Source organism: Syntrophotaleaceae bacterium (assembly GCA_041390365.1).
GTDB lineage: Bacteria > Desulfobacterota > Desulfuromonadia > Desulfuromonadales > Syntrophotaleaceae > JAWKQB01.
In genome coordinates this window covers 730,717-754,033 of the sequence record JAWKQB010000003.1, presented here as the reverse complement: position 1 = coordinate 754,033, position 23,317 = coordinate 730,717, and the positions used below count along the sequence as shown (strand labels likewise).

Here is a 23,317-nt window from a genome sequence, read left to right as displayed (position 1 = left end):
GTCTGCAATTCCTCTTTATAGAAGAAGCCCCTGATTCGGCAATCAGGGGCTTCTTCTTTTCGGTCTCGATTCAAGCGGCGTTACGCGGTCCGCTGCATCGGTTCTTGCTGGCGTCCGGTCAGACCGGGCGCGAGGTCGAAGCGGTCGAGGTTCATGACCTTGTTCCATGCAGCGACAAAATCCTGCATGAATTTCTCCTGCGAATCCTGACAGCCATAGACTTCGGCGACGGCCCGAAGCTGGGAATTCGCTCCGAAGACCAGGTCGACCCGGGTGCCGGTCCACTTCAGCTCGCCGGTGACGCGGTCGCGCCCCTCGAATATGTCGGCGTCTTCGGCCGTTGCTTTCCAGGTGGTCCGCATGTCAAGCAGATTGATGAAGAAATCGTTGGTGAGCGCTCCCGGCCGCTTGGTGAAAACCCCGTGGGGGGACTGAGCGAAGTTGGCATTCAGAGCGCGCAGGCCGCCTATGAGAACCGTCATTTCGGGTGCGGTGAGATTCAACAGTTGAGCCCGATCGACCAGCAACTCCTCTGCCGATACCGAGTACTTGGCTTTTTGCCAGTTGCGGAAGCCATCGGCGACCGGTTCCAGCACCTCGAAGGCCTCGACATCGGTCTGCTCCTGGGAAGCGTCGGTGCGTCCAGGGGCGAAGGGGACCTGGACTTCGTTCCCGGCGTCCCGGGCCGCCTGCTCAATGCCTGCACAACCGCCCAGAACGATCAGATCGGCGAGGGAGACTTTCTTTCCGCCGGCCTGGCTGCCGTTGAATTCCTGCTGGATTTTCTCCAGGGCCTGCAGCACGGTCTGCAGTTGCGCCGGCTGGTTGACCTGCCAGTCCTTCTGCGGAGCCAGGCGGATGCGCGCCCCGTTGGCCCCGCCGCGCTTGTCGGAGCCGCGGAAGCTGGACGCCGAAGCCCAGGCGGTGGAGACCAGTTGCGGAATCGACAGGCCGGAGGCCAGGATCTTGGCCTTGAGCTCGGCAATATCGCTGTCATCGACAAGGTCGTGATCGACCGCTGGCAACGGGTCCTGCCAGATCAGGTCCTCTTTCGGAACCTCCGGACCGAGGTAGCGCGAACGCGGGCCCATGTCGCGGTGGGTCAGCTTGAACCAGGCACGGGCGAAAGCGTCGGCGAATTCCTCCGGATTCGCCAGATAGCGCCGCGCGATCGGCTCGTAGATCGGGTCGAAGCGCAGGGAGAGGTCAGCCGTTGTCATCATCGGCCGGCGTTTTTTCGACGGGTCGTGGGCGTCAACCACCATGTCCTCATCATCCACATCCTTGGCCAGCCACTGCTGCGCCCCGGCCGGGCTCTTGACCAGTTCCCATTCGTATTTGAAGAGGACCTTCAGATAGCCCATGTCCCACTGGGTCGGGTTAGGCTTCCAGGCGCCTTCCAGGCCGCTGCTGATCGTGTCGCCGCCTTTGCCGCTGCGGAAGCTGCTCTTCCAGCCGAGCCCCTGCTCTTCGATGGAAGCGGCTTCCGGTTCGGGACCGACATGGGTGGCCGATCCGGCACCATGGCATTTGCCGAAGGTATGGCCGCCAGCCACCAGAGCAACGGTCTCTTCGTCGTTCATGGCCATGCGGGCGAAGGTGATACGCACGTCCTTGCCCGACGCCACCGGGTCCGGGTTGCCGTCGGGGCCTTCCGGGTTGACATAGATCAGGCCCATCTGCACGGCCGCGAGGGGGTTTTCCAGATCCCGTTCCCCGGAATAGCGGCTCCCGGGCTTGTCGCTCGTCGCCAGCCACTCCGCTTCGGAACCCCAGTAAACGTCCTCTTCCGGTTCCCAGACGTCCTCGCGCCCCCCACCGAAGCCAAAGGTTCTGAAGCCCATCGATTCGAGGGCGCAGTTGCCGGCCAGGATCATGAGATCGGCCCAGGAGATCTTGCGGCCGTACTTCTGCTTGATCGGCCAGAGCAGACGGCGCGCCTTGTCGAGGTTGACGTTGTCCGGCCAGCTGTTGAGGGGCGCCAGGCGCTGAGAGCCGGATCCGGCGCCGCCGCGACCGTCGCCCATGCGATAGGTTCCGGCGCTGTGCCAGGCCATGCGGATCATAAGCCCGCCGTAGTGACCCCAGTCGGCCGGCCACCAGTCCTGCGAATCGGTCAGCAGGGCGTAGAGATCCTGCTTCACGGCCTTGAGGTCGAGGGTTTTGAACTCCTCGGCGTAGTTGAAATCCTGACCCATGGGATTGGACTTGGACGAATGCTGATGGAGGATGTTGAGCTTCAACTGGTTGGGCCACCAGTCCCGATTGGCGGTGCCTCTTCCGGTCATGGGCACTGCATGCTTGCCCAATACCGGGCTCTTGCTCTCTTCGCTCATTCTCATTCCCCTTTCTGGTTCGGGTTCTGCGCGGGAGTCCCCGGCAAAAACGTGAACTGCCTGATTCAGGTGCCGGTGGCTTTGCCTCGAAAGACAAATAGTAATATTTACTATTACCGTTTTTGGCCGAAAGTCAAGCGCATGCCTGAAGATTTTATCTCTTCTAATCTCCTGTCCTCTCGATGGTCACCTGCCCCAGATAGCCGTCGACCGTGACCCGGTCACCGGTTTTAATCCGTTCGGTGGCCGCTGGAACCCCGGTGACGCAGGGAATACCGTATTCCCGGGCGATGATCGCGCCGTGAATCAGCATCCCGCCGCGGCGTTCGACAATCCCTCCGGCCAGCGGCGCAACGAACGTCATGTTGGGATCAACGGCATCGCAAACCAAAATTTCACCTGTCCGAAAGGCGCGCAGATCGGTTCCACATAGGACGACCCGGGCCAGGCCCTGAGCCAGACCGGGGCCCGCCGGTTGCCCGACGATCTGACGGGCATAACGACGGGTTCCGGTCGGCCTATCCAGGTCCCTTGACCTGCGAGTGGCGAGATTTTCGGCAGAGGGCTTTTCGTTATTCCGCTCCCCACGCCGCCGGCCCGCTTCCCATTGGGCCGCTTCGAGCAGTGATACGAGTCGGCCGATAAACAGATTGTCGTTGTCGCGCAGCCGGTAAGCAGCCCGGCCTATCTCCAGTACTTCCCGTGCGAAGGGTTGTTCATCGACGGCAAAAGCCGCCAGATAATCCCCTTCGTCCACGTTCCTCGGCGCCGATGCGCGTCCTGCGACAGGAGTCCGACTCAGCTCAAAAAGCAGATCAACCCATTTTCCAAAGCTTTCGCCTGGCGCTCCCAGGACCGCTGACAGATCGCCAAATTCGGCTGTAAATCGCTTCAACTTCTGATAGAAGAGGCTCTCCGGGGAGGGCAGGTCACCGCCACGGAGCCGGGCTGCCAGCCGGGGATCATCCCGCAGCAGGCCGGCCAGATCAATCAGGGCCCGGTTGCGCTGCACAGCGACCAGTCTTTCGCTGGAAGCCAGCAGCTCCAGAAAAGCAAAGGGATCGGCGGGCCGCAGGCGGTCATTGTACAGTTGACCGAAAAGGCGGATGCCATGAGCCATCGGGATGCAGATCTCCCGATAGCGATCCTGCCACTCGGTCACGGCTGCAGCCCGTTCCCGGATGACCACCGCCAGAGATTCATCACTTAACTCCGTCGGATCGACCTTCTGCAACCGTTCTGCGTCCCGTTCCATCGCCGGGAGCAGTTCATCCTCGATGGTCTGCCGCAGCCCCTGAAGCGCCGCCAGGCTTTTGTGCAGGCTTAAATACCAGGCTCGATCCGTCCCACCTTCGCCACTGCCGGTTGTGATGGGGCGTGCCTGCAGCGCGAAAAGCTCGCCCCCCCGCATCGTCCACTCCAGGTCTTGCGGGGTGCCGAAGCATTCGTCCACCCGGCGGAGCAATGAAAAAACCCGAACGGCGGCATCATCGGACAGGGGCGGCACATCCTGTCTGTCAACCGGCAGCAGCTGTAAATCAACGCCTTCCCGAACTGCCCGGCAGAAGTGCTTCCGCTCGGGAACATACCTCTCGACGATCCGCCCCCGTTTGTCGAGAAGGTAACGATCCGGCTCCACATCACCGTCGACCAATCCCTGGTTGAGCCCCCACACGGCTTCGATGACAGCCAGTTCCGGTCGACCGGGGCAGCGGCTGAAGGCGACACCCGAGCAATCGCCGACGACCAGTTCCTGCACGATCACCGCCATGGTACTGGCGGCCGGATCCAGCCCCAGTTCCTGCCGGTAGAGCAGGGCCCGGTCGGACCAGAGGGAGGCCCAGACCAGTCGCAGACGATCAAGAATAGCCCTCTGGCCTTGAACGTTGACGAAGGAATCGTGCAGGCCGGCGAAAGAGGCGGTGGCCGAGTCCTCGGCTGGCGAAGAGGAGCGGACCGTCACCGGTCGGTCCGCAAACCGGGCCTCCAGGAACCGGGCCAATCGGGCGGCAAGACGATCAGGGATTGGGGTCTCCAGAAACAGGTGGCGAACCCGCAAGCCGAGGTCCCAGAGTTCCTCCCAGCGCATGTCACCGAAAGCTTTCCTTTCCAGCAGCAGCGGCAGCCGTTGCCGAATTCCGGTCCGATCGACATAATCATCATACAGTGTTGCGGTCAGACAGAGCCCGGGCGGAACCGGAACCCCTGTTTTTGCGAGGCGCCCCAGGGCCATGGCCTTCCCGCCCGCCCGGCTGCGATCGGCTTCGGTCAGTTCAATCAGACCGATGGCGAAATTCAGATCCTCATTCATGACGGGAAATGAAATTCGGTGACGTTCTGAAAACGGGTCACCAGGTAGATGCGCTCCACATCGACCCGAAAAAGAGTGCAGGTCGGAGCCGCAGAAAAATCGGCCAGGTGGGGATGGCGGGACAGAAAGACTTCCAGCCCCCGTTCCCGCTCTGTTCCTGTCAGTGCCTGGGCAACGCCGATGACCGTAGCTGCTGCAGCGCGGCTGAAATCGGCCACCTGGTTGCTGCGGTTGTCGAGGAGCAGGGCAATATGGCTGTTTTCGGAAAGGTTGGCCCATTTGCGGGTCGTACGAGGAGTGACGAAATACAGGCCCCTCAGATCCGAAGTGAAGGCGACGGCCACCAGACTGGCATAAGGCCAGCTGCCGGACTCAGTGGCCAGAACGGCAAGGTTCTGAAGTTGACAGAGTTCCTGCAGGATTTCCGATTCGACAGGGGATTTCATTTTCAGGGACTTCCTCCTCGACAGACTGTCCAACATCAGAATCGAAAGGGACCTTCACAGACGGTTCGGGCAACCGGCCTGCGATCGTTGGGCGATTCCTTGGCCCGCAGCATCTCCGGCAGCCATTCGATCGGTCCAGGAAGTCCGACGGCCGCCATTGCCTCAACATGGTAATCGACCGGCACACTAAGTTCCGTTCGGGCCCGGTCGTAATCGAAGCCCTGCATGCCGTGGGCGACGTAACCCCGCAGGGTGGCCTGCAGAGCCAGGTTTTCCCAGGCTGCGCCGGTATCGAAGGAGTGAGTGCGGGCCGGCTTGCCATTGTGATCGAAGGTGGTCTTGGAGATGAACAGCAGCAGTGCCGCCGCCTTGTCCGCCCAGGCCCGATTCGGCTCCACCAGCAAGCTGAGAAACAGCGGCCAGTGCTCACCGTCCCGGCGCGCATAAAGAATACGCCAGGGCTGGTTGTTGTAGGACGAAGGGGCCCAGCGGGCCGCCTCGAAAAGGACCATCAGATCCGATTCCGCTATTGGTTCTCCTGACATCGCCCGGGGCGACCAGCGGTCTGCGAACAGGCTGTCGATCGGGTGATCCACCCGTCTTGTTTCACTGCCTTTTACCATGTTCCCTCCTGGATTAATTCAGCAACTTCGGGTTTCATCAAATTATTACATACCGGAGGTTTTTTTCATTATGGGCATCCCGGTCAATCCTCAAGTGGCGCAAACGTCTGCAGAAATCTCCAACAGGACGAAAGGATAAAGAGCGGGAAACAGAAACGCACCGCTCGTCGCCTGGCCCTGATTTTGAGGCGGGGGCAGAAAGGTTCGTCACCTGGGTCAACAACGTCATTTAGGACTACTTTATTTTATTGGATGGCGGCGGCCCATTCTGTTAAAATTCTCATATTTTACAATTTCTCATCACGACTGATGCAGACCGTTCGACTTCTCATTTTGTTCACCAACAATAATCCTTTCGGAGTTTGCCGTGAATCGGTCAAGAACCGAGTCAAAAAACTCCAGCGCCCAAACGTCGCCGGGGCGGGAAACTGAACGCTGGCGTTCCATGGCCAAAATCACCCGCCCGAAAACATTGGGCGTTTATTACAGGGAGAGGCTTTTCAGGATCCTGGACGCGTGCCGGGAATCTCCCGTGATCTGGATTTCGGCTCCTGCCGGCTCGGGCAAAACCACACTGGCTTCGAGCTACCTCTCGGAAAGAAACCTGGAATCGATCTGGTACCGGGTCGATGAAGGCGATGGGGATATTGCCACCTTCTTCTATTACATGGGGCTGGCACTGAAAAAGACAAAGGGGAACGCTGATGCTACCCTCCCTCTTTTCACTCCGGAATATCTGCTTGGAATAACAACATTTACCCTGCGCTATTTCGAGAATCTTTACAGAGATCTCAAACCGCCTTTTGCCATCATCCTCGATAATTACCAGCATGTGCAGAGTCAATCCCAGTTTCACGAGGTTGTCAGCAAAGGGTTGGACATTACTCCTGAAGGAATAAACATCATCGTCATCAGCCGAGAAGAACCTCCACCCCCGTTTGCCCGTTTACGTGCCAACGGGAAAATCGCCTTTATGAAGAACGAGGATGTGAGTTTTGATCAGGAGGAGTGCCTGGAGCTGATCCGTTTGAAAGGAGGTGGACAGCTTACCGAATCCAGGGCTCGACGAATTTATCAAAGGACCCGTGGCTGGGCGGCCGGACTGGTCCTCATGGCGGAAAGCATGGCAGAAGACAATTTCCCGGAGGAAACCCTTTCCGGCCATAGTCGACAGGAAATCTTCGATTATTTCGCCACGGAAATCTTTTGCAAAGCCAACAGCGAAGTTCAGGAATTCCTGATGGAGACCTCGTTCCTCCCTTGGATGACTGTCCGCATGGCTGAAAGGTTGACCGGGAATGAGCACCCTGAACAGATTTTGGTGACCCTGCTCCGCAAACATTTTTTTATCGAACGGGATTCGGAACCGGATCATCCCATCTACCGGTACCATCCCCTGTTTAGCGAGTTCCTTATCTCCAGGGCCAAGGGGACACTGACCCCGGAGAGGATCGCCCGAATACAGCAGACCGCGGCCGAACTGTTCATGGAAGCCGGCCACCTGGACGAGGCGGTCTCGTTTTTATTGGACGCCGGGGACTGGAACACCTTTATCCCCTTTCTGCTCGACCATGCCCCGGCACTGATGGCTCAAGGGAGGGTCAAGACCCTCGGGGACTGGCTCGAGTCGGTGCCGAGGTCTCTGGTGGAAGACTCACCATGGCTGCTTTACTGGTTCGGTCATTGCGCGTTCGTTGTCGCTCCTGCCGAGGCCCGAACCTTCTGGGAAAAGGCTTTCGACCTGTTCAACGGATGCGGGGATGATACAGGAGCTCTTTTCACCTGGGCCTGCATCGCCAACACCTTTACCTATGATTTCGATAATTTTAAACCGCTCGACAGATGGATCGATTGGATGAATGAAAGGATCGGCAGGGATGAGTCGTTCCCTTCACCGGAAATCGAATCTGCCGTGGCATCCAGCATGATAGGGGCACTGATATGGAGACGCCCGGTCTACAGTGAGATACGGCAGTGGATAGCAAGGGCTCTTTCTTCTTCACGGGCGAGCGGAAACAGCGGGGTCCGCCTGCTGGCTTTGAGACGCGCCCTGCTTCATTACGTGTATGTTGGCGACCGGCCGGCCTGCCTTGCCGTTCTCAACGAGACGGGAAGGATCATAAAATCCCGATCGGCCCCGCTGATCGACCTGATTGCCGCCAGGATGATAAAGGCCCATTATCATTCCTGGATTGGCGACGACGCGGAACGGGCGCTCGAATTGGTTGAAGAGGGCTTTGCCATGGCCGAAAAGAACGGCATTCACGTGGTGGATTCCTTCCTCGCGGTTCAAGGGGCCTTTGCCGCCTTGAACAAGGGAGATGACACCGCGCTCCTCAGGTTTGTGGAAAAACTGGAGGCGATACTGCAAGCGGGCCGACGCTATGCCGTCTTCTATCACTTTATCCTGGCGCTCCGGTCTCTGTTCCTCGAGAAGCATGCCGAGGCCGAGGCGCACGCACTGAACATGCTGCAGCTGTCCGAAGACTCGGGGCTTCCCTTTCCCGAGGCTCGGGCTCGAACGTTGCTTTCCCAGGCGGCCTATGAAATCGGCGACCAGGAAAGGGCCGAGAAAGAGCTCGCCGCTTCGGAACTTTTTTATCGGCAGGCGGAAAGCCCTTACTTCCTCTTCTCGACCGGCCTGATACGGGCGTATTTCCTTTTTAAACAGGGGCTGAAAACCCCGGGACTGGAGATCCTCGGCGAAACATTGCAACTGGGACGAAAGAATGGGTATACGTTTTCCATTATGCTGTTACGGTCTTCTGTCTGGTCTCTGCTCTGTGCCAAGGCCATGGGGGCTGGGATCGAAATCGATTATGTTCGGGAACTTATAAACAGGAGAAAGCTTTCCCCTCCTTTGCCGACCGCTGAATACGAGTGCTGGCCCTGGCCGGTGAAGATTTATACCCTTGGCCGCTTTGAGATTCTGCTTGACGGAGAACATCTGGGATTCAGCGGCAAGGCCCCTCGCAGGCTCCTGTCGTTTCTGAAAGTCCTTGTCGCCTTCGGAACCAAAGGTACGAGCGAGGACCGTCTCGCGGACGTCCTCTGGCCGGACAGCGACGGCGACGCCGCCCACGTCTCCTTTTCCGTAACTCTGCATCGGCTCCGCCGGCTCCTCGGAAATGAGCAGGCGCTGCAGTTGAGGGATGGCCGTCTGCGACTGGATCCCGCTATCTGCTGGGTCGATGCCCTGGCCTTCGAAGAACTCCTTGCAAGTGCGGATCGGGAGACTCCCAGCCAATCTGGACGGCTCATGGAAGAGGCACTGAAACTCTATCAGGGCCAATTCCTGCCCGGACACGACGAATGGTGGGCGATCTCCTATCGGGAACGATTGCACACAATGTACCGCCAGGGCTTACGGTGCCATGGCAGGTTACAGGAGGACACCGGCCGTTTCAGGACAGTAGTCCCGGACGAAGAGGGACTGGATATCGATCCACCTGACTGATCATCCCTGTTGTCTCACCCACCGCAGTTCAAAAATTAATTTTTCTTTCCTGCAAAAAAAATCTCAATCCGTAAACAATCCGTAACCACCGATTTGGCAAACTGGTCTTGAAGATGGAGCAGACCCCGTTGCTGGCACATCGGCTGGCGGGAACAAACGCGCTTAGTTAAGCGTGCACATCAAACCGGACAACTCGAACAAAGGGGGTAGAATCATGACACAGTCAATCTTAACCGAGGTTCGCGAGGTCGTTTCGGCGGAGAACGAGAATTTCATGGAAGCCTTCAAGAGAGGCGATGCGGCTGGTCTGGCAGACCTGTATACGGAGAACGGACAGGTCTTGGCGCCCAACTGCGACTTGCTCACGGGCAAGAAGGCGATCCAGGCTTTTTGGCAGACCCTCTTTGATATGGGGATCAAAGGGATTAAGCTGAAAACCGTCGAAGTGGAGATCCATGGCGATACCGCCATCGAAGTATCGAATTACACGGTCCACGGCGAGGAAGGGCAGGAATTCGACAGGGGCAAATACATCGTCATTTGGAAGCAAGAGAAGGGGCGGTGGAAACTGCACCGCGATATCTACAACAGCAGCATGCCTGCACCCCAGAAGTAAGGCAGGAAGAGGTTCAGGGTCGGCGAAAGACTGAAGGACGATTGCTTTTTCTTAGCGATCCAGGTTATTCAACTCAGCCCGGGCTTGCGGTGAATTCCGTAAGCCCCTTGTAATTACGGATGAGGAAGAAAAACCAAGGCTAATGCCATGAAAAACGCTCAAATTTCGAGTCATTTTTCGGCCTTTTTGCTAAACCCGAAAGTCGGCAGCCTTTCGATTTCCACCAGGCGCAGGCCGAAGCTCTGCTGATTGATGATGGCCATGGTCTTGACCTGCGCTTTAATGGCCGTCTTTTCATGGAGCGGAGGCAGGGTCTCCATAGTGAAGACCAGGATTTCACCGCTGTCGTCCCGCAGGACGTATCCTTTTAGTTCCAGAAAGGGGATCTGGGTGACGTCCGTTACCTCGCCCCTGACTTTGATTGTTTTCCCTTCGAAACTGCCAGGGTTGCGAACGATTTCACCGATCGGGGTGAAGCCGAAGGGCAGATAATCGCATCCCGCCAGAAGGAACAGAAGACTGAAACAAAAAATCCACCCGATTCTGAATCGCATTGGAGAACCACTTTCTGCTGTCGGCTGAATGCCGCCTACCCGGTCAGACCCTGTAAATCTGGTCCTTGCTCAGGGTTTCCACTCCGGCATCGGTGAAAAGCTTCTGGGTGTGTTCGATATCCTCCACGTCGATGACCAGGATGGCGGTCTTCTGGTCGCCAAGGACGGTCCCGTAGGCATTCTGGACATTGATGCCGGCTTTGGCCAGCAGCACCAGCATGTCGTGCAGCGCCCCCGGGGCATCGGCCATCCGCACCACGACAATCTCCCGCAAGGCGGCCGGATGGCCGGTACCTTTCAGCACCTCGGCGGCTTCCTGTGGGCGATCCACCAGCAGGTTCAAAATCCCCCAGCCTGCGGAACTTGTGGACAGGGTCATGGCGCGGATGTTGATCCCCGCATCCTTCAGGACGGAGGTAATTCTTTCCAGCCGCCCCGGCTTGTTCTCGAGAAAAACCGAAACCTGATTGGCGATCATAGGGACTCCTGCCGGATTCTGCGATCTTCCACGCGGACCGCCTTGCCTTCGCTTTTCGGCAGGCTGCCCGGCTCGACCAGTCGGATGGTGGGGGTGACGAGTATTTCATCGCGAATCTCGTGGGCGATCTTCCTCGAGAGATTTTCCAGGTCGGCCATGTCGCCGGTAAACCCGTCCTTCTGCACCTCCACCTGGATGGTGATCTCGTCGCTCTCGTGGCGGGTTTCGAGAACGATCAGATAATCGGTGCCGACCTCGCGGAAACGCATCAGAACCTGCTCGATCTGCATCGGAAAGACATTGCACCCCTTGACGATGAACATGTCGTCGCTGCGGCCTGAAATCCGCGCCAGGCGGCGGTGAGTGCGCCCGCATGGGCAGGGTTCGGGCAGGATGCGGGTCAGATCCCGGGTGCGGTACCGGATCAGCGGCATGGCCCGGCGATCCAGGGTGGTCATGACCAGCTCCCCTTCCTCGCCGTCGGGTACCGGCTCCAGGGTGCGGGGGTCGATGATTTCCGCCACGAAACAGTCCTCCCAGACATGCAGACCGTTCTGCTCCTCGCATTCGAAGGCCACGCCGGGGCCGTTCATTTCGGACAGGCCATAGGAATTGTAGGCGCGGATGCCGAACAGCTCCTCGATCCGCCGCCGCTGGCCTTCGGTGTGGGGCTCGGCGCCGATGACGAACAGTCGGAGCTCGGTATCCTTTCGAGGATCGAGGCCGAGTTCGCCAAAGGCCGCATGCAGGCGGAACAGGTAACTGGGGATGGTGTGGACCACAGTAGTGCCGAAATCCTGCATCAGCTTGACCTGCCGCCGGGTGTTGCCGGCCGCCGCGGGGATCACCAGGGCCCCCAGCCGCTCGGCTCCGTTCTGGAAGCCGAGTCCGCCGGTAAACAGGCCGTAACCGCAGATATTCTGAAAAACGTCCGTGTCCCTCACCCCGGCGCAGTAGAGAGACCGGGCCACCAGATTGGCCCAGGAGGCCAGATCGTGACTGTCATGAAAGATCACCGTCGGATTGCCGGTGGTGCCGCTGGAGCAGTGCAGGCGGACCGCACCCTCTTTCGGGCAGGTAAGAAACCCGTAGGGGAAGTTGCCCCGCAGGTCGTCCTTGGTGGTAAAGGGCAGGCGGCGGATATCGTCGATATCCTTCAGCCCCTTTTGCATCAAACCGCTGTCAGCCAGCTGCCGGCGGTAGAAAGGCGCCCTCACGGCGAGTTCCATGGTTTCCCGCAACCTTTCGAGCTGCAGTCCCCGCAGCTCCTGCCGCGGCATCCCTTCAACTTCCGGTTCCCAGTACATATTTCTTTCCCTGGTCAAAGCATCGTCAATGCACACCATCTTCGCGCAAAGAAGATAGCAGATTCGATCAGGAATTGGTACCCGGATAAAGGATCCTGATTATTGATCCGACTCCTCTCGATCCAGCTTGCCCCGATGCTCCAGCCAGGTCGCCACCAGCCAGCAGAGCAGTGCCCAGACAGCTCCCATGGTCCAGCCGGCAAGGACGTCCGTCGGCCAGTGGACGCCCAGGTAAATCCGGCTGAGCCCCACGATAAGGGTCAGCAGGATGGCGACGCCCATCAAGTAGATTTTCAGGACCGCCTTGGGCTGGGTGCGGGCCAGGATGACCCCGATGATCAGGTAGGCGGCTGCGGCCTGCAGGGAGTGCCCGCTGGGAAAAGCGGAGAAAAGGGTTTCGGCCTGGGGAGCGACCAGATCCGGCCGGGGGCGATCGAAGCCGAGCTTGAGAAAAAAACTTAACAGGGAACCGCCGAGGATGGCCGTGACCATCAGCACAATGGTTCTTTTTTTGCCCACTAAAAACAGGTATCCGGCGGCCACAAGCAGAATGAAGGTGAGCACTCCCAGATCCCCAAAAGAGGTAAAATCCCGGACCATCTCTTCAAGCCAGGGCGGTCCGACGGGATCGTTCAGATCGCCGGGGGTCCGCAAGGCCAACAGGATCAGCCGGTCGAAAGTGCGCACTTCGCCTTCCATGACCTCATCGGCCAGTTCGGCGAAAGCCCAAAGCCCCGAGGCAATCAGCAGGATCACGACCAGAAACCAGAATTCGGGACGCCAGCGGACCAGGCTGTCCCGATCAACATTTCGCAAAAAGTCCCGAAGCCTCCCTGTCAAACGCATCCAGCACCTCTCCTTCTGCCTGATTCCAGGTCTCCTGCACCCGCTCTTCTATACTGCAGTCTATCATCAAAGCTGGATCCGGCCCCGCAACAGCCCTGCTGAAGAGAGGTTTTATGTTAGAGTAATTTCAGCAAAACCAGGACAACGACCGTTATTGGATGAGCGTTGCCGCTCGATGCCCTTATTCTTCTGGTGCCACCATGATTGCCTACCTTCTGCTGATCACTTCGATGACATGTCAGGCCGTGGCCGCATTTTATGCTTTGAGACTGGTGCCGGTGTCGCGGGCTCGCTGGCCCTGGATCCTTTTGACCGCCGCAATGGCGGTTCGTTTTTTCCGGGAAGGCATTTCCTTGTGGCTGGTTACGGCCCGGGATCACCCCCTGAGCATTCACGAGGAATCGACGGCCCTGGTTGTTTCCCTCCTGCTCCTGCTGGGTACGGCCCTGATGAAACCCCTCTTTCTGCAATTGAGAAACGCTTTGGCCGAACGGGAGCTGCTTCTCCAGGAAGCCCGCCAGGCCCGGCAACACTTGGAAGAGGAACATTTGCGCTTGAGGGCGGTCATCGACCATCTGCCAGTGGGGATCTTCATTATGGAAGAAGATGGCAGGATTGCCGAGGTCAACGAAGCGGGAAAACGCATCTGGGGAGGGGAAGCCCCTTTGGCTGCATCCATTGCCGAATACTCGGCCTACAAAGGCTGGTGGGTAGCGACCGGAGAACCGGTAAAACCCGATGAATGGGCGGCCGCCAAGGCCATCCGGTTAGGCCAGACAACATTGGGCGAGGCCATCGATATCGAACGGAGAAACGGCACCCGCGGGACGATTCTCAACTCAGCGGTCCCGATCCGCTCCCCAACGGGAAAAATTCTCGGCGCCGTCGTAGTCAACCAGGATGTCACCCAGCTTCGCCGGCTTCAGAAAGAGCTGGAGAGGGAGCACCTCGAGGCCCAACAGAAGGCGGCCGAACTCGAGGCGATCTTCCATGCCATGCCCGACGGTCTCATCATATACAACCGTGAGGGGCAAATTGTTCGAAGCAACCAGACCGCCGAACAGATCACCGGATTCAGTGCCATGAGCCACCACCTGTCGGTTCAGGAAAGATGGCAGCTGGTGACGATCGAAAAACTCGACGGAACCCCCTTGCATCTCTCGGACATACCCTTCATAAGAACCATGCAGGGGGAAGAGGTCAGGGGGAACTACCTTGTTTTCCGTCAGGAAGGGCGTCGGATATTTGTATCTCTGAGTGCCGCGCCCATTGTGATCGATGATCGAATGATCGGGGTAGCTGCAACCTTTACCGATATCACCCGCATTCAGGAGTTACAGGAACAGCAGCGCATGGTGGTGCAGATGATTTCCCACGATCTGCGCACCCCATTGGCAATAATTCAGGGATATGCGGAGATCCTGAAGGAAAGAAGCTCCTCCGAGGAGGATTTGAAATCTATCGCGGCCATCCTTTACGGCTGCGCTGCCATGACCCGAATGATGGAAAGTATTCTCGACATCGCCCGCCTGGAACACGGACATCTTGCCCTTGAAACCCGGCCCGTCGATCCGAGCGTTTTTCTGACCGATCTATTGCAAAGGCATACGATTACCATGGATGTCAGTCGGCTGCGGTTGGCATTGCCCGCGGGACTGCCTTTGATTCAGGCCGATCCAGGGGCACTGGAGCGGATTCTTGTCAATCTGCTGACCAATGCTCTTAAATATTCCACTCACAAAGTCAGGATCTCCGCCAGACGGATGGATGAGAAAGTCAGGTTTTCGATTGCCGACAGGGGGGGAGGTATCGAGGCCGCCGATCTGCCCAGGATTTTCGACCCCTTCTTCAGGGCCAATCTGGCTGCTGGGGAAAAGGGCCTTGGACTTGGCCTCTATATCAGCCGACTTTTGGTAGAAGCACAGAAGGGAAGGTTGTGGGCAGTCAGCAGGCTGGGCAAGGGGACCGTTTTCTTTTTCACCATTCCGATTGTTTCCCCAGGAACACCGTAAATTTGGCCCGCTCCTGCGAAATATATTGAAGACCATAACGCTTTCTGCAAAAATCGCTTCCATTGGAGCGGACAGGGACAATCAACTCCCCTGGAAGCATTGCTTTTACCCGGAAACCGAAGAAAGGATTGTGCAATGACCCGAGTTATCAACGCGGACCCCCATGGCAAAATTGCCCTGCAGGGCTATGATCCGGTGGCTTTCCACTCGGAAGGAAAAGCTCTGAAAGGCAATCCCGGCATCCTGGCGGAAAACAGCGGCTACAAGTTCGCTTTTGCATCCGAAGAAAACAAAGCGATTTTCGAAAAACAGCCGGAAAAGTACCTGCCCGCCTTTGGCGGCTACTGTGCCTTCGGCGTTTCCATCGGCGTGCTGTTCCCTGTTGAAATCGATACCTGGGAGATCATTGACGGCAGGCTGGTGCTGCAGTACACCAATGAAGTGAAAGGGATGTTCGAGGAGAAAAAGGCCGAAAACCTGCGCAAGGCCGATGAGAACTGGGCCCGAATGGAACCGGAACTGGCCGGTTGACAGGATTTTACTTGGTTGTTGGATAGAAAAAGGCTCCTCATACCGGGAGCCTTTAATTCAAACCGTCAATGTGGGTGCACGGCCAGAGGCACCGGTCAAAAGGCCACCAGGCACAACCCCTCCTGATGGCATACCATGCGGAAACCCTGGCAAGGAAGACCACCCCGACCATCGCGGCTTTTTCCCGCCCTGAGCCTCAAGGGCTGGCTATGCCTACCGCCCCCCCTTGGAATCTTTGCCCTTATTGGTTCTCACGATGCCCTTCTCATCAAGTGCCTGCTCCAGCCGGCCCAGGGCCTCGACAAGCTCTTGGATGGCGCCTCGCAGGGCCTCGGCCTCCTCCGCCGAGGCGGACAGCAGGGCGCCGGTTTGAACAGCGACGGCCAGTGAGTCGATCTGGTTTTCAAGCGACGCTTCGAATTCGGCCCGTTTCGAACTATTTTGGGCGACGGCCGACTCGAGCGGTTCAAGTCGGCTGTTCAAGTCGCCCAGAGCCTCGGTTTGGCGTTCAGAAAGCCGCTGTGCCTGGCGGTTCACCGTTTTTTCCAAGGCCGCCGTTCCTTCCTGAATCCGGACATTGATCCTGCGGTCAAACTCCTTGAGCTGCCGAGCCGTCGCCAGGGTCGCCAAACGATCCGCCATTTGAAGATCCAGAGACTTGAACCTGTCCTCAACCTGGAGAAAGCCATCCTGCAAAGCCGTATCTTTTTTCAGCAAATCTCCCCTGATCTCCTGTTGCGCGAGGAGGGCCGCCTCCAACTGGCGGCGGTGGCGAGGATTCACCAAGCACACCTGCCACAGGAGCAGCATGAGGAGGAAGATCGAAACCGCCAACGACAGCAGACGGGAAAGATTTCCAAAGCGCTGCCGGGTTCGGCGCAGTCGCTCCAATGCAGCCGCGTACCGGGGATTTTCCTTGTCCAGGTTACGGGCCTGACGCCAGCAGGCTTCGGCCTGCAGATACTGCCCTTGCTGGGCATGGATTCTGGCTTGCAGGTCAAGGGCCTCGATACCGGAACAGTCTCCGGCTTCCAATGCCGCCTTCAGCCGTTGCGCCGCCTCCTCGTAAGATCCCCTGCGTGCCAGGACAACGGCCTGAAGATAAAGAGAACCGTGTCCGAAAGGGGTGTCAGCCGCCTCCTGCCGAATTTCTTTAAAAAAAGTTGAATCGCTGTTTTCTCCCATGCTCGGCCCTGTTCAGTACAAAGTGCCGACGCGCCGGTCCACCTTGGCCTGCTCTACCTGCGGCAGCAGGGATCGCAACTGGCGGTTAACCGCCTTCAACGCGTCGATATCATTGTTGTTGATCGCCCGGTTGCCCTGCATCACAAGCTGCTCAGCCTGCCCGGAATTCTGCATGGTCGGGATCAATTCCTTCAGGTGGTTGAAACGGCCGACATGCCACCCGGGCTGCCTTTCGAGCACCTCAAACCAGAGACCGTCCAGGTCCGCGATTTTCCCCCGCAGCAGATCCGGGTCGCCGGAATCGATCGCTCCCTGCAGTTCTTTCATCAATGCGCCCAGACGGCTTTTGTCAGAAGAAGAACCGTATTCATTGACGACGGCCTGGGTATCGCTTTTGGACCCTTCCGCCCGCTCAAGCAGAAGCGGCCACTCCACCGAATCTTCCACTTCATCCACTGCGGCAGTCAGATCGCGCAGACGGCGGTCGAGCTGCTGTAAGGCATCGGGATCGTGCTGCGCCGATTCCATCAGATCGTCAACCTGATTGATCAGCTGATCGCTTTCGATGCGTGCCAGAGCGGCCTGTCCTTTGAGAGCGCCGGTCTGCTCGGTCTGCTGACGGGCATCGGCATAGCGTTTTTTCTGTTCCTCGACCTCCCGGTGCAGTTCTTCCAGGGAATCATTCTTCATGCGCATATCGAAATTGGCCTCGAAGTCCTCGTCCAGAATAGGTACGAAAACCTGGACGCGGACCTCCTGCGAGGGGTACATGATCATGGTGATCTCAAGCTGGCTGCCGGCCGGAAGGTCCCGTTTTACCTGGGACCCGTCAATAATCAACTCCCCGATGTAATGGTTCCTGGTCGCCCGGGAATGTTCACCTTCCAGAACCGGGATGCATATCTTGTCCCCGGCGTTGCCTGCCCTTAAGGAAACCGTTGTATGGTGATCGTGACCCCCACGCGTCCCATCAAATTTCAGCTTGCTTCCCTTTTTGATGTAGGTGCACATTTCGTCACTGGCCAGGCCGATGCCATAGCTGTGCGAAGCAGGCGGGTCGTCGGGCTTAACGCCGATGGTGTAAACAACGGAATCCGGTTGGGTCGGGATCAGCGTGCCGGTAGGGTCGCAAAGTTCTATGGCGTACCGGCATCTCCGCTTCTCCTCGGCGTACAGCTGGGTCATGAAGATACCATCGGTTCCGAGGGTGATCCTGCCGGAACGCCACTGGGTCTTGCTGTCGATAAACTCGATGGTATGTCTTTCCGGACTTTCCCCCTGGGGGGCGATGATCCGGCCGCCAACATCGGGCTCGGGGGTATTGTCGACGGGTTCGTGCTCGATCTGTATTTTCCAGGTTCCCTGCGAAAGATCCTTGCTCTCGTCGACGGGGATGGAGAGTTTCTGGGTGCTGGCGAAGATGGCGGCGCCTCGCGCCACCACAGTTACGGGATCGATGCTGAATTCCAGTTTGGCACCCAACTCCGCCGCCACCGCCTCCCGCACCCACGGATTCAAGGTGGTTCCGCCCACCATCAGGATACGTTCCAGATTGTCCCCGCTCAATCGTTTATCCTCGAGGGTTTTCCGGCAGAGATTCAGGGAGCGTTCGATATACGGCCTGCTGATCTCTTTCACATCCTCCGGCGTCAACAAATATGAGAAATCGACATCCTTGCCCTCCCCATCTTCACAAAGTTTCTCAATCCATATTTCAAATGGAGCCCTGGTGCGGCACACTTCGATCTTGGCCAGTTCGGCATGGTATTTCATTTTGCCGAAGGCCCCCTTCCAGCGGGGATTGTTCCGGTGGAAGTCGGGAAGATCAAGCTGCCGGGCAAGCGCTGGAAGCAGCCGCTTGGTGACGATATCCCAATCGATCAACTTGCCGCCCAGGTGGTTGTCGCCGTCGTGGTTGACCACCTGAATCAAGCCGTCCCGAACACGCATGACCGCCGCATCGAAGGTCCCCCCGCCGAAGTCGTATACCAGCCAGTAGACGTTTTCTCTTTCCGTCTGAAAGCCGTAGGCCAGGGACGCGGCGACCGGCTCCAGCAGCAGGATGCATTGCTCGAAACCGGCGCCATCGATTTTTTTTATTCCCAATTCCAATTCCCTCGCCGAGGTTCCGCAGCAAGCCCGGCGGGTCGCATTGGTCTGGGGCAGTTCGAAAGCGGCGGGCACCGTGACCACCGCAGTCCGCAGCACCTCTCCCATGTTAATCTGTACGTCGGTTTTCAGCGACTTCAGAACCTCGGCCGACAACTCCTCCGGCCACATCTCCATCCCACTGCGATTGAAGACCTTTTGCCCTTTTTCGTTCAAACCCATGCGCAGCTTGAACTCGACATCCGCATTATCCGGGTCCTCCATCAGAGCGCGAAGCTTGGCCTCATGTCCCACGTGGATGTTTCCCCGTTTATCCATCCAGACCGCGGAGGAGGTGATCCCGGAGCCGCCCTTGTTGAAAATCACTCGGGCTCCCGTATCATCAATCACGGCGATGGTGCTGTTGGTGGTCCCTAAATCGATTCCGAAATCTATGGTTGTCCGCTGCATCTGGAAACCCCTTTCATTTCAGCTAGTTAAATCACAATTTTTTTAATATTTCACGTTACCGGTCGACCATGTCATTCGTTGTATTACTGCTCTTCCCCGCCAGAGAACTCCTCGGCAGACCCGGTCAAATCAGCCGTTTCATGGTCGTGGCCTTCTTCGGGTCCCATCCCGGTATTTCCAGATGCCCGCGACTTCCGGGATCCGGATGCTTTGAACGACTCTCTGTTTCCCTTTTTCTCCTCGCTCTCTTCTGTCCCGGTTTTCAACACTTCGGGGGTTGAAACAAAAACCTCGCCACGCTGGATTAGCCGGTTGTCGCGATAGATAATCGGAAGAACTGTTTCCGAAACCCTCTCGAAGGTCAATCCGGGCGTGGGCTGCAATTGAATCGGTTTCATCATGTGCTCCCCCCCTTGGGGATAGCGCTTACCGGTAGGGTCCTGAATCTCCACATTTCCATGTCTTAGAGCATCGATCCCCTTCATCAGCCGGCCCAGCGCCCTTCGTACCCGCGGATCGTCATCGCTGGTATCGTCGCTGTCCCACTTCTGTTTAAAAAACCTGGTTTTGAGATACCACAAACAGGTACCGATCTCGGCAACGAGCCGGTCGGGAAGAATTTCGGGCGAGCCCTGAGCTGACGACGGTGAAACAGGATCCTGAACAGTCTTCGCGACCGGTCCGCATTGCTCCGGGATAATCACCGGCAACTCAATGCGAAACTCGGAAAAATGAAGCGCCTGCCTGAGATCCTCGGAAAAAGTCGATTTGAGAAAATCACTATCGGGTTTCTGCTTCAATCTGCCTTTGGTCTTTCGTTTCGGTTGCTTCATAGGCAAGTTCCTCTTCCACTCTGAAATATTTATCTGCTTTTCAGACTCCGGTCTTATGGTTATTGTCATAGTGGCGGATCATGTTTTTGGCCTTTTTTCGGACTTTACAGACAGGGCATTCGATAAATTCATCGTCATCCGTTTGCCGTATCAATTCAAGAAGCCGCTTTCTTTCCGTATCGGGTGCCGGGCTGGATTTTTTGACTGATGCCCTGGTGAGCCCACCTACCTCAACCGGGAGATCTTTTTCTTCGGCAGGACTACGCCCGAACTTCCACCCCTTTTCCCTGAATTCACAAATCCGGCGAAATTGCAGAAAATCGTTTTCAGACCGGATATTCGCAAGCAGTAACGGACGTGCATGGCTTCTTTCGAATTCCTCAATCGCCTTTTGTTTGACATGTTGAAGTTTCTGTTTCAAATCCCTAAGGGCGCTCGCGGCGGCCTGTTCTTCCTGACAGGCTTTTTCTATCTCTTTTTCCATTTGAGCTTTTTCCCGGTCCTTTTGCCGGATTTGAAGCTGCCGCTCCTGCTCCCACAAGCGGCGCCGCAATTTCCATTGCGGCCATTTCATCATCAGGAAAAGGATGCCGGCAGGAAGAACGGTGATGGCGGCACGCAAACCGCCCGGTTTGAAACTCGAAGTGTCCAGAAAGGGCAAATTCCATAACAGCAAATCAGCAGCGACGAAACAAAATGCCGCCAACGCGAGAAACCTTTTGTAATACCCGGGATGAAAAGCCTTGGGATGGCATTGGCGGCAGACCTGCCCTTTCCAAAATTTTTGGGAGCCGCATTTTTCGCATTTCGATTTAGGTTCAAAGGACGATTTGGAAGATTGCAGGGCTTCCAGTTTTTCCCGTAATGCCTTAACCGACCGCTGCTTCGCGGCGTGAATATTTTCAGCGGAACTCATCTGACTGTGCAGCGAGGGAAAGTGGCAGTCGTCGGCCGCAGCCAACCGGTCCTGTTCCCATTGCCGAACGCGTTCCGGGTATTGCCGGTGCTCGTCGCAGCAGCTCTGACAACGGGGCACGATCACATCGGCATAATGATATTCGTATCCCTCCTGGAAAATCAGATCCACAAGCTTTTTGTCGCCGCACATGGGAACAGTCAGCCGGCAGGCCGGCTCGGCCGGGTTATCACTACAGAAAAAGCAGATATTGTCTTCAGGAACGGTTTCGATTTCCAAAAGGCGTTCCCGATATTTTGCAGCGCACAATCTTTCTTTGAGATTCTTGGTTGCTGGAGAGCTGCAATTGAAGTTTCTCCCGGTTTCAGTGATGATTTTGAGATTTCTTTGGATACCCGGATCATGAGGATCGATTTCCTGGGCCAGAAGCAGGTATTCCAATGCCTTATGGATACTCCCTCTCAATGCTTTCTTCTGCTGTTCGATCTGCCGTTCATTCTTGGCGGAACACGCACTGCACATAAAAAGCGGGATGTCCTTGTACTTGAAATTCACCCAACTGTTGTAATAGGACCCGCCGCAGGATAAACAGGGAGGCAGCATATGCATGGAGGTTTCCGGCGTCGGACGGCGCATCAGCGTGAAACCCAAAGTTGTTTCATTCATTGAACGAAGTCTGTTCATAATTGCTTTTAATACATCGGTTTCGGTGTTGTACTCGCTGATGGCCTCGTTAAACAGCCGGATTCCTTTGATGCTGAGACAATGGGCCAGGCAGCGTTTCAAGGGCTGCCCTATCCCGGGATCGAGAACCGCCAGCGATTCAATCGCTTTGTCGAAATCTCCGCTTGCGGAAATCCGGCGGATGGATTCCAAACGTTCGAGAATCTCCGGGGGCAGATCCCAGTACCCCGGGCTGCACCAGTCGTTGGCGCTCTCCTGGTTTTCATTCAGAACTTTAATATTCTCTTCAAATTGCGCTCGAACCGATTCCCCTATCCCCAAACCGAGTGCCAGATTGAGCAGATCGATACATTCCGTCCAATCATTGGTCTTTTTCCCAAAAGCGACTTGGCCATCCAGCATGGCATTCGCGACCATCTCGTGCAAACCGGTACGAACGGAATGTCCCTCCGTCAATACCCGGTCCATTACCACCAGTTGAGCAAGGGCTTGGGAATGCAACTCACGAACATAACGGTTGCCGTGTACGGGATCATGAGACCAGCGGCTTTTGGCGTGGTCGATCATCGCCTTGATATGGTCACGGCTCGGTCTGAGAGCCTCCAAAAGGGCTTCCTCAACCAGGTCACTCCCCCAGGGACCGCTCTGCATTTGCCCGAGGCAGCGCTGAACCATGGCCAAATCACCCCGGTCGGCAGCGCTGCAGGCCATCCTGGCATTGATCATGAGCAGGGCTTTCGGCAGTGTCTTTCGGATGCGCCTCACGAATCCCGTTGTCAGACGGGCGTCATTAAGTTCTCTAACCCGCACTTTGACCCGATCCCAGAACTCCTCTCCTTCACAAACCCCTTGCCACTGTTGGAAAAGGTGCATCCAGCGCTGGTCCAGCGATTCCGCAAGATCCTTTTCCCGTTCGCAAGTTCCGAGTTCGTTTTCTTTATCCAGGATTTGCAAATGTTCCAGTACAGCTAGATTATGAACGGCGATCCGGGCATTTTGCTCTTGTTTCACCTGGTTGGTCCAAAGCGATCTGGCCTCCTCGATCCGTCCCTGCTCGATGGCCTCCAGGGCAGCATCCGGGCCATCGTTTTGAGCCGGCCAGAACCAGAAAATTTCGTCCAGCAAGCGGGTCTGCGGTTCATTCATGCGATCCAGCGCAGCATTGATCTCTTCTTTTGCAGGGGGGGGATTTAAAGCCAGAGGATGCTCTTTCCCCGGTCCGGAGTCGATTCCCAATTTGCGCTGCATCTCCTGACGCTTTTGCCGGCGCCGGACATCGGCGGCGGTCGCCGTAATGGACAATTCCAGGATGCGGAAAAGATTCCGCCGATAAAGGGAAGGAAACGCCAGGTCCACCAGTACCCTGCGCTCCTTATCGATCAGGTCCTGGTGGCTGTCGGCGGCACGTTTCAGCTTTTTACGAAGCGATTCGATCGCTTCACTGAGGTCGGACTCTTCCATCGGCCAATAATCCGTCTGCCGAAGCGAATCCAGCAAACCCTGCCATTCATCATGGGTCCAGCCGGCCACATGATCCTGCACCCATTTTTCCGCCTCGCCGCTTTTTTGCCACCGTTTGAGATTGTCCATACTCATAATTTGCCTCACCTTTTCGGTCCGCTA

Annotated in this window: 17 protein-coding genes; 4 read left to right on the top strand and 13 right to left on the bottom strand. The window is 57.0% G+C overall.

The window, feature by feature from the left end:
* Positions 1-80 precede the first annotated feature (80 nt).
* The 5 genes from katG to R2940_15725 all read right to left on the bottom strand — a co-directional run bounded on the left by katG (position 81) and on the right by R2940_15725 (position 6,163).
* Complete coding sequence (gene katG, locus R2940_15745; protein ID MEZ4601243.1) at positions 81-2,336, bottom strand: catalase/peroxidase HPI; 2,256 nt, start codon at positions 2,334-2,336, stop codon at positions 81-83.
* A gap of 163 nt (positions 2,337-2,499) precedes the next feature.
* On the bottom strand, positions 2,500-4,647 hold the full coding sequence (locus R2940_15740; GenBank protein ID MEZ4601242.1) for a PEP/pyruvate-binding domain-containing protein: 2,148 nt from the start codon (positions 4,645-4,647) through the stop codon (positions 2,500-2,502).
* Positions 4,644-5,093: a pyridoxamine 5'-phosphate oxidase family protein gene (locus R2940_15735; protein ID MEZ4601241.1), complete on the bottom strand. Its 450-nt coding sequence runs from the start codon at positions 5,091-5,093 to the stop codon at positions 4,644-4,646. The genes R2940_15740 and R2940_15735 overlap by 4 nt, the downstream gene beginning before the upstream one ends.
* Positions 5,094-5,128: 35 nt before the next feature.
* A complete protein-coding gene (locus R2940_15730; protein MEZ4601240.1) occupies positions 5,129-5,716 on the bottom strand; it encodes a nitroreductase family protein in 588 nt (195 codons plus the stop codon).
* Positions 5,717-6,016: 300 nt separating this feature from the next.
* Positions 6,017-6,163 carry a hypothetical protein gene (locus R2940_15725; GenBank protein ID MEZ4601239.1) on the bottom strand — a complete coding sequence of 49 codons (147 nt, stop codon included), beginning with the start codon at positions 6,161-6,163 and terminating at the stop codon, positions 6,017-6,019.
* Between the two features lie 85 nt (positions 6,164-6,248).
* On the opposite strand from R2940_15725, the gene R2940_15720 reads away from it, so the two are divergent.
* Entirely contained in the window at positions 6,249-9,173 is a 2,925-nt protein-coding gene (locus R2940_15720; GenBank protein MEZ4601238.1) for a hypothetical protein, read from the top strand.
* Between the two features lie 214 nt (positions 9,174-9,387).
* Entirely contained in the window at positions 9,388-9,789 is a 402-nt protein-coding gene (locus tag R2940_15715) for an SgcJ/EcaC family oxidoreductase (protein MEZ4601237.1), read from the top strand.
* Between the two features lie 170 nt (positions 9,790-9,959).
* Here R2940_15715 and R2940_15710 read toward each other — a convergent pair whose 3' ends face one another.
* The 4 genes from R2940_15710 to R2940_15695 form a co-directional block, all read right to left on the bottom strand.
* The gene (locus tag R2940_15710) at positions 9,960-10,343 is read right to left on the bottom strand and encodes a hypothetical protein (protein MEZ4601236.1); all 384 of its coding nucleotides are present in this window, start codon (positions 10,341-10,343) and stop codon (positions 9,960-9,962) included.
* Between the two features lie 43 nt (positions 10,344-10,386).
* Positions 10,387-10,821 (bottom strand): ACT domain-containing protein, encoded by a 435-nt coding sequence (locus R2940_15705; protein ID MEZ4601235.1) that lies wholly within the window; start codon positions 10,819-10,821, stop codon positions 10,387-10,389.
* Positions 10,818-12,128: a phenylacetate--CoA ligase gene (locus tag R2940_15700; GenBank protein ID MEZ4601234.1), complete on the bottom strand. Its 1,311-nt coding sequence runs from the start codon at positions 12,126-12,128 to the stop codon at positions 10,818-10,820. Before R2940_15700 ends, R2940_15705 begins: the two co-directional genes overlap by 4 nt.
* A gap of 99 nt (positions 12,129-12,227) precedes the next feature.
* On the bottom strand, positions 12,228-12,974 hold the full coding sequence (locus R2940_15695; protein MEZ4601233.1) for a phosphatase PAP2 family protein: 747 nt from the start codon (positions 12,972-12,974) through the stop codon (positions 12,228-12,230).
* 200 nt (positions 12,975-13,174) lie between these two features.
* Between R2940_15695 and R2940_15690 the strand changes: the two genes are divergently transcribed.
* Both R2940_15690 and R2940_15685 read left to right on the top strand, forming a co-directional pair.
* Positions 13,175-14,986 (top strand): PAS domain S-box protein, encoded by a 1,812-nt coding sequence (locus tag R2940_15690; protein ID MEZ4601232.1) that lies wholly within the window; start codon positions 13,175-13,177, stop codon positions 14,984-14,986.
* A 135-nt stretch (positions 14,987-15,121) separates the two neighbouring features.
* Positions 15,122-15,517 carry a YHS domain-containing (seleno)protein gene (locus tag R2940_15685; protein MEZ4601231.1) on the top strand — a complete coding sequence of 132 codons (396 nt, stop codon included), beginning with the start codon at positions 15,122-15,124 and terminating at the stop codon, positions 15,515-15,517.
* A gap of 213 nt (positions 15,518-15,730) precedes the next feature.
* Here R2940_15685 and R2940_15680 read toward each other — a convergent pair whose 3' ends face one another.
* From R2940_15680 to R2940_15665, 4 genes are all read right to left on the bottom strand, one after another.
* Entirely contained in the window at positions 15,731-16,702 is a 972-nt protein-coding gene (locus R2940_15680; GenBank protein ID MEZ4601230.1) for a hypothetical protein, read from the bottom strand.
* Between the two features lie 12 nt (positions 16,703-16,714).
* On the bottom strand, positions 16,715-19,261 hold the full coding sequence (locus R2940_15675; GenBank protein ID MEZ4601229.1) for an Hsp70 family protein: 2,547 nt from the start codon (positions 19,259-19,261) through the stop codon (positions 16,715-16,717).
* An 83-nt stretch (positions 19,262-19,344) separates the two neighbouring features.
* Entirely contained in the window at positions 19,345-20,094 is a 750-nt protein-coding gene (locus tag R2940_15670) for a hypothetical protein (protein MEZ4601228.1), read from the bottom strand.
* Between the two features lie 40 nt (positions 20,095-20,134).
* A complete protein-coding gene (locus tag R2940_15665) occupies positions 20,135-23,290 on the bottom strand; it encodes a hypothetical protein (GenBank protein ID MEZ4601227.1) in 3,156 nt (1,051 codons plus the stop codon).
* Positions 23,291-23,317: the final 27 nt, after the last annotated feature.

Coding starts and splice junctions, on each gene's coding strand:
- katG (MEZ4601243.1), bottom strand. CDS start 2,336: ATGAGCGAAGAGAGCAAGAGCCCGGTATTGGGCAAGCATGCAGTGCCC.
- R2940_15740 (MEZ4601242.1), bottom strand. CDS start 4,647: ATGAATGAGGATCTGAATTTCGCCATCGGTCTGATTGAACTGACCGAA.
- R2940_15735 (MEZ4601241.1), bottom strand. CDS start 5,093: ATGAAATCCCCTGTCGAATCGGAAATCCTGCAGGAACTCTGTCAACTT.
- R2940_15730 (MEZ4601240.1), bottom strand. CDS start 5,716: ATGGTAAAAGGCAGTGAAACAAGACGGGTGGATCACCCGATCGACAGC.
- R2940_15725 (MEZ4601239.1), bottom strand. CDS start 6,163: ATGGAACGCCAGCGTTCAGTTTCCCGCCCCGGCGACGTTTGGGCGCTG.
- R2940_15715 (MEZ4601237.1), top strand. CDS start 9,388: ATGACACAGTCAATCTTAACCGAGGTTCGCGAGGTCGTTTCGGCGGAG.
- R2940_15710 (MEZ4601236.1), bottom strand. CDS start 10,343: ATGCGATTCAGAATCGGGTGGATTTTTTGTTTCAGTCTTCTGTTCCTT.
- R2940_15705 (MEZ4601235.1), bottom strand. CDS start 10,821: ATGATCGCCAATCAGGTTTCGGTTTTTCTCGAGAACAAGCCGGGGCGG.
- R2940_15700 (MEZ4601234.1), bottom strand. CDS start 12,128: ATGTACTGGGAACCGGAAGTTGAAGGGATGCCGCGGCAGGAGCTGCGG.
- R2940_15695 (MEZ4601233.1), bottom strand. CDS start 12,974: ATGCGTTTGACAGGGAGGCTTCGGGACTTTTTGCGAAATGTTGATCGG.
- R2940_15690 (MEZ4601232.1), top strand. CDS start 13,175: ATGATTGCCTACCTTCTGCTGATCACTTCGATGACATGTCAGGCCGTG.
- R2940_15685 (MEZ4601231.1), top strand. CDS start 15,122: ATGACCCGAGTTATCAACGCGGACCCCCATGGCAAAATTGCCCTGCAG.
- R2940_15680 (MEZ4601230.1), bottom strand. CDS start 16,702: ATGGGAGAAAACAGCGATTCAACTTTTTTTAAAGAAATTCGGCAGGAG.
- R2940_15675 (MEZ4601229.1), bottom strand. CDS start 19,261: ATGCAGCGGACAACCATAGATTTCGGAATCGATTTAGGGACCACCAAC.
- R2940_15670 (MEZ4601228.1), bottom strand. CDS start 20,094: ATGAAGCAACCGAAACGAAAGACCAAAGGCAGATTGAAGCAGAAACCC.
- R2940_15665 (MEZ4601227.1), bottom strand. CDS start 23,290: ATGAGTATGGACAATCTCAAACGGTGGCAAAAAAGCGGCGAGGCGGAA.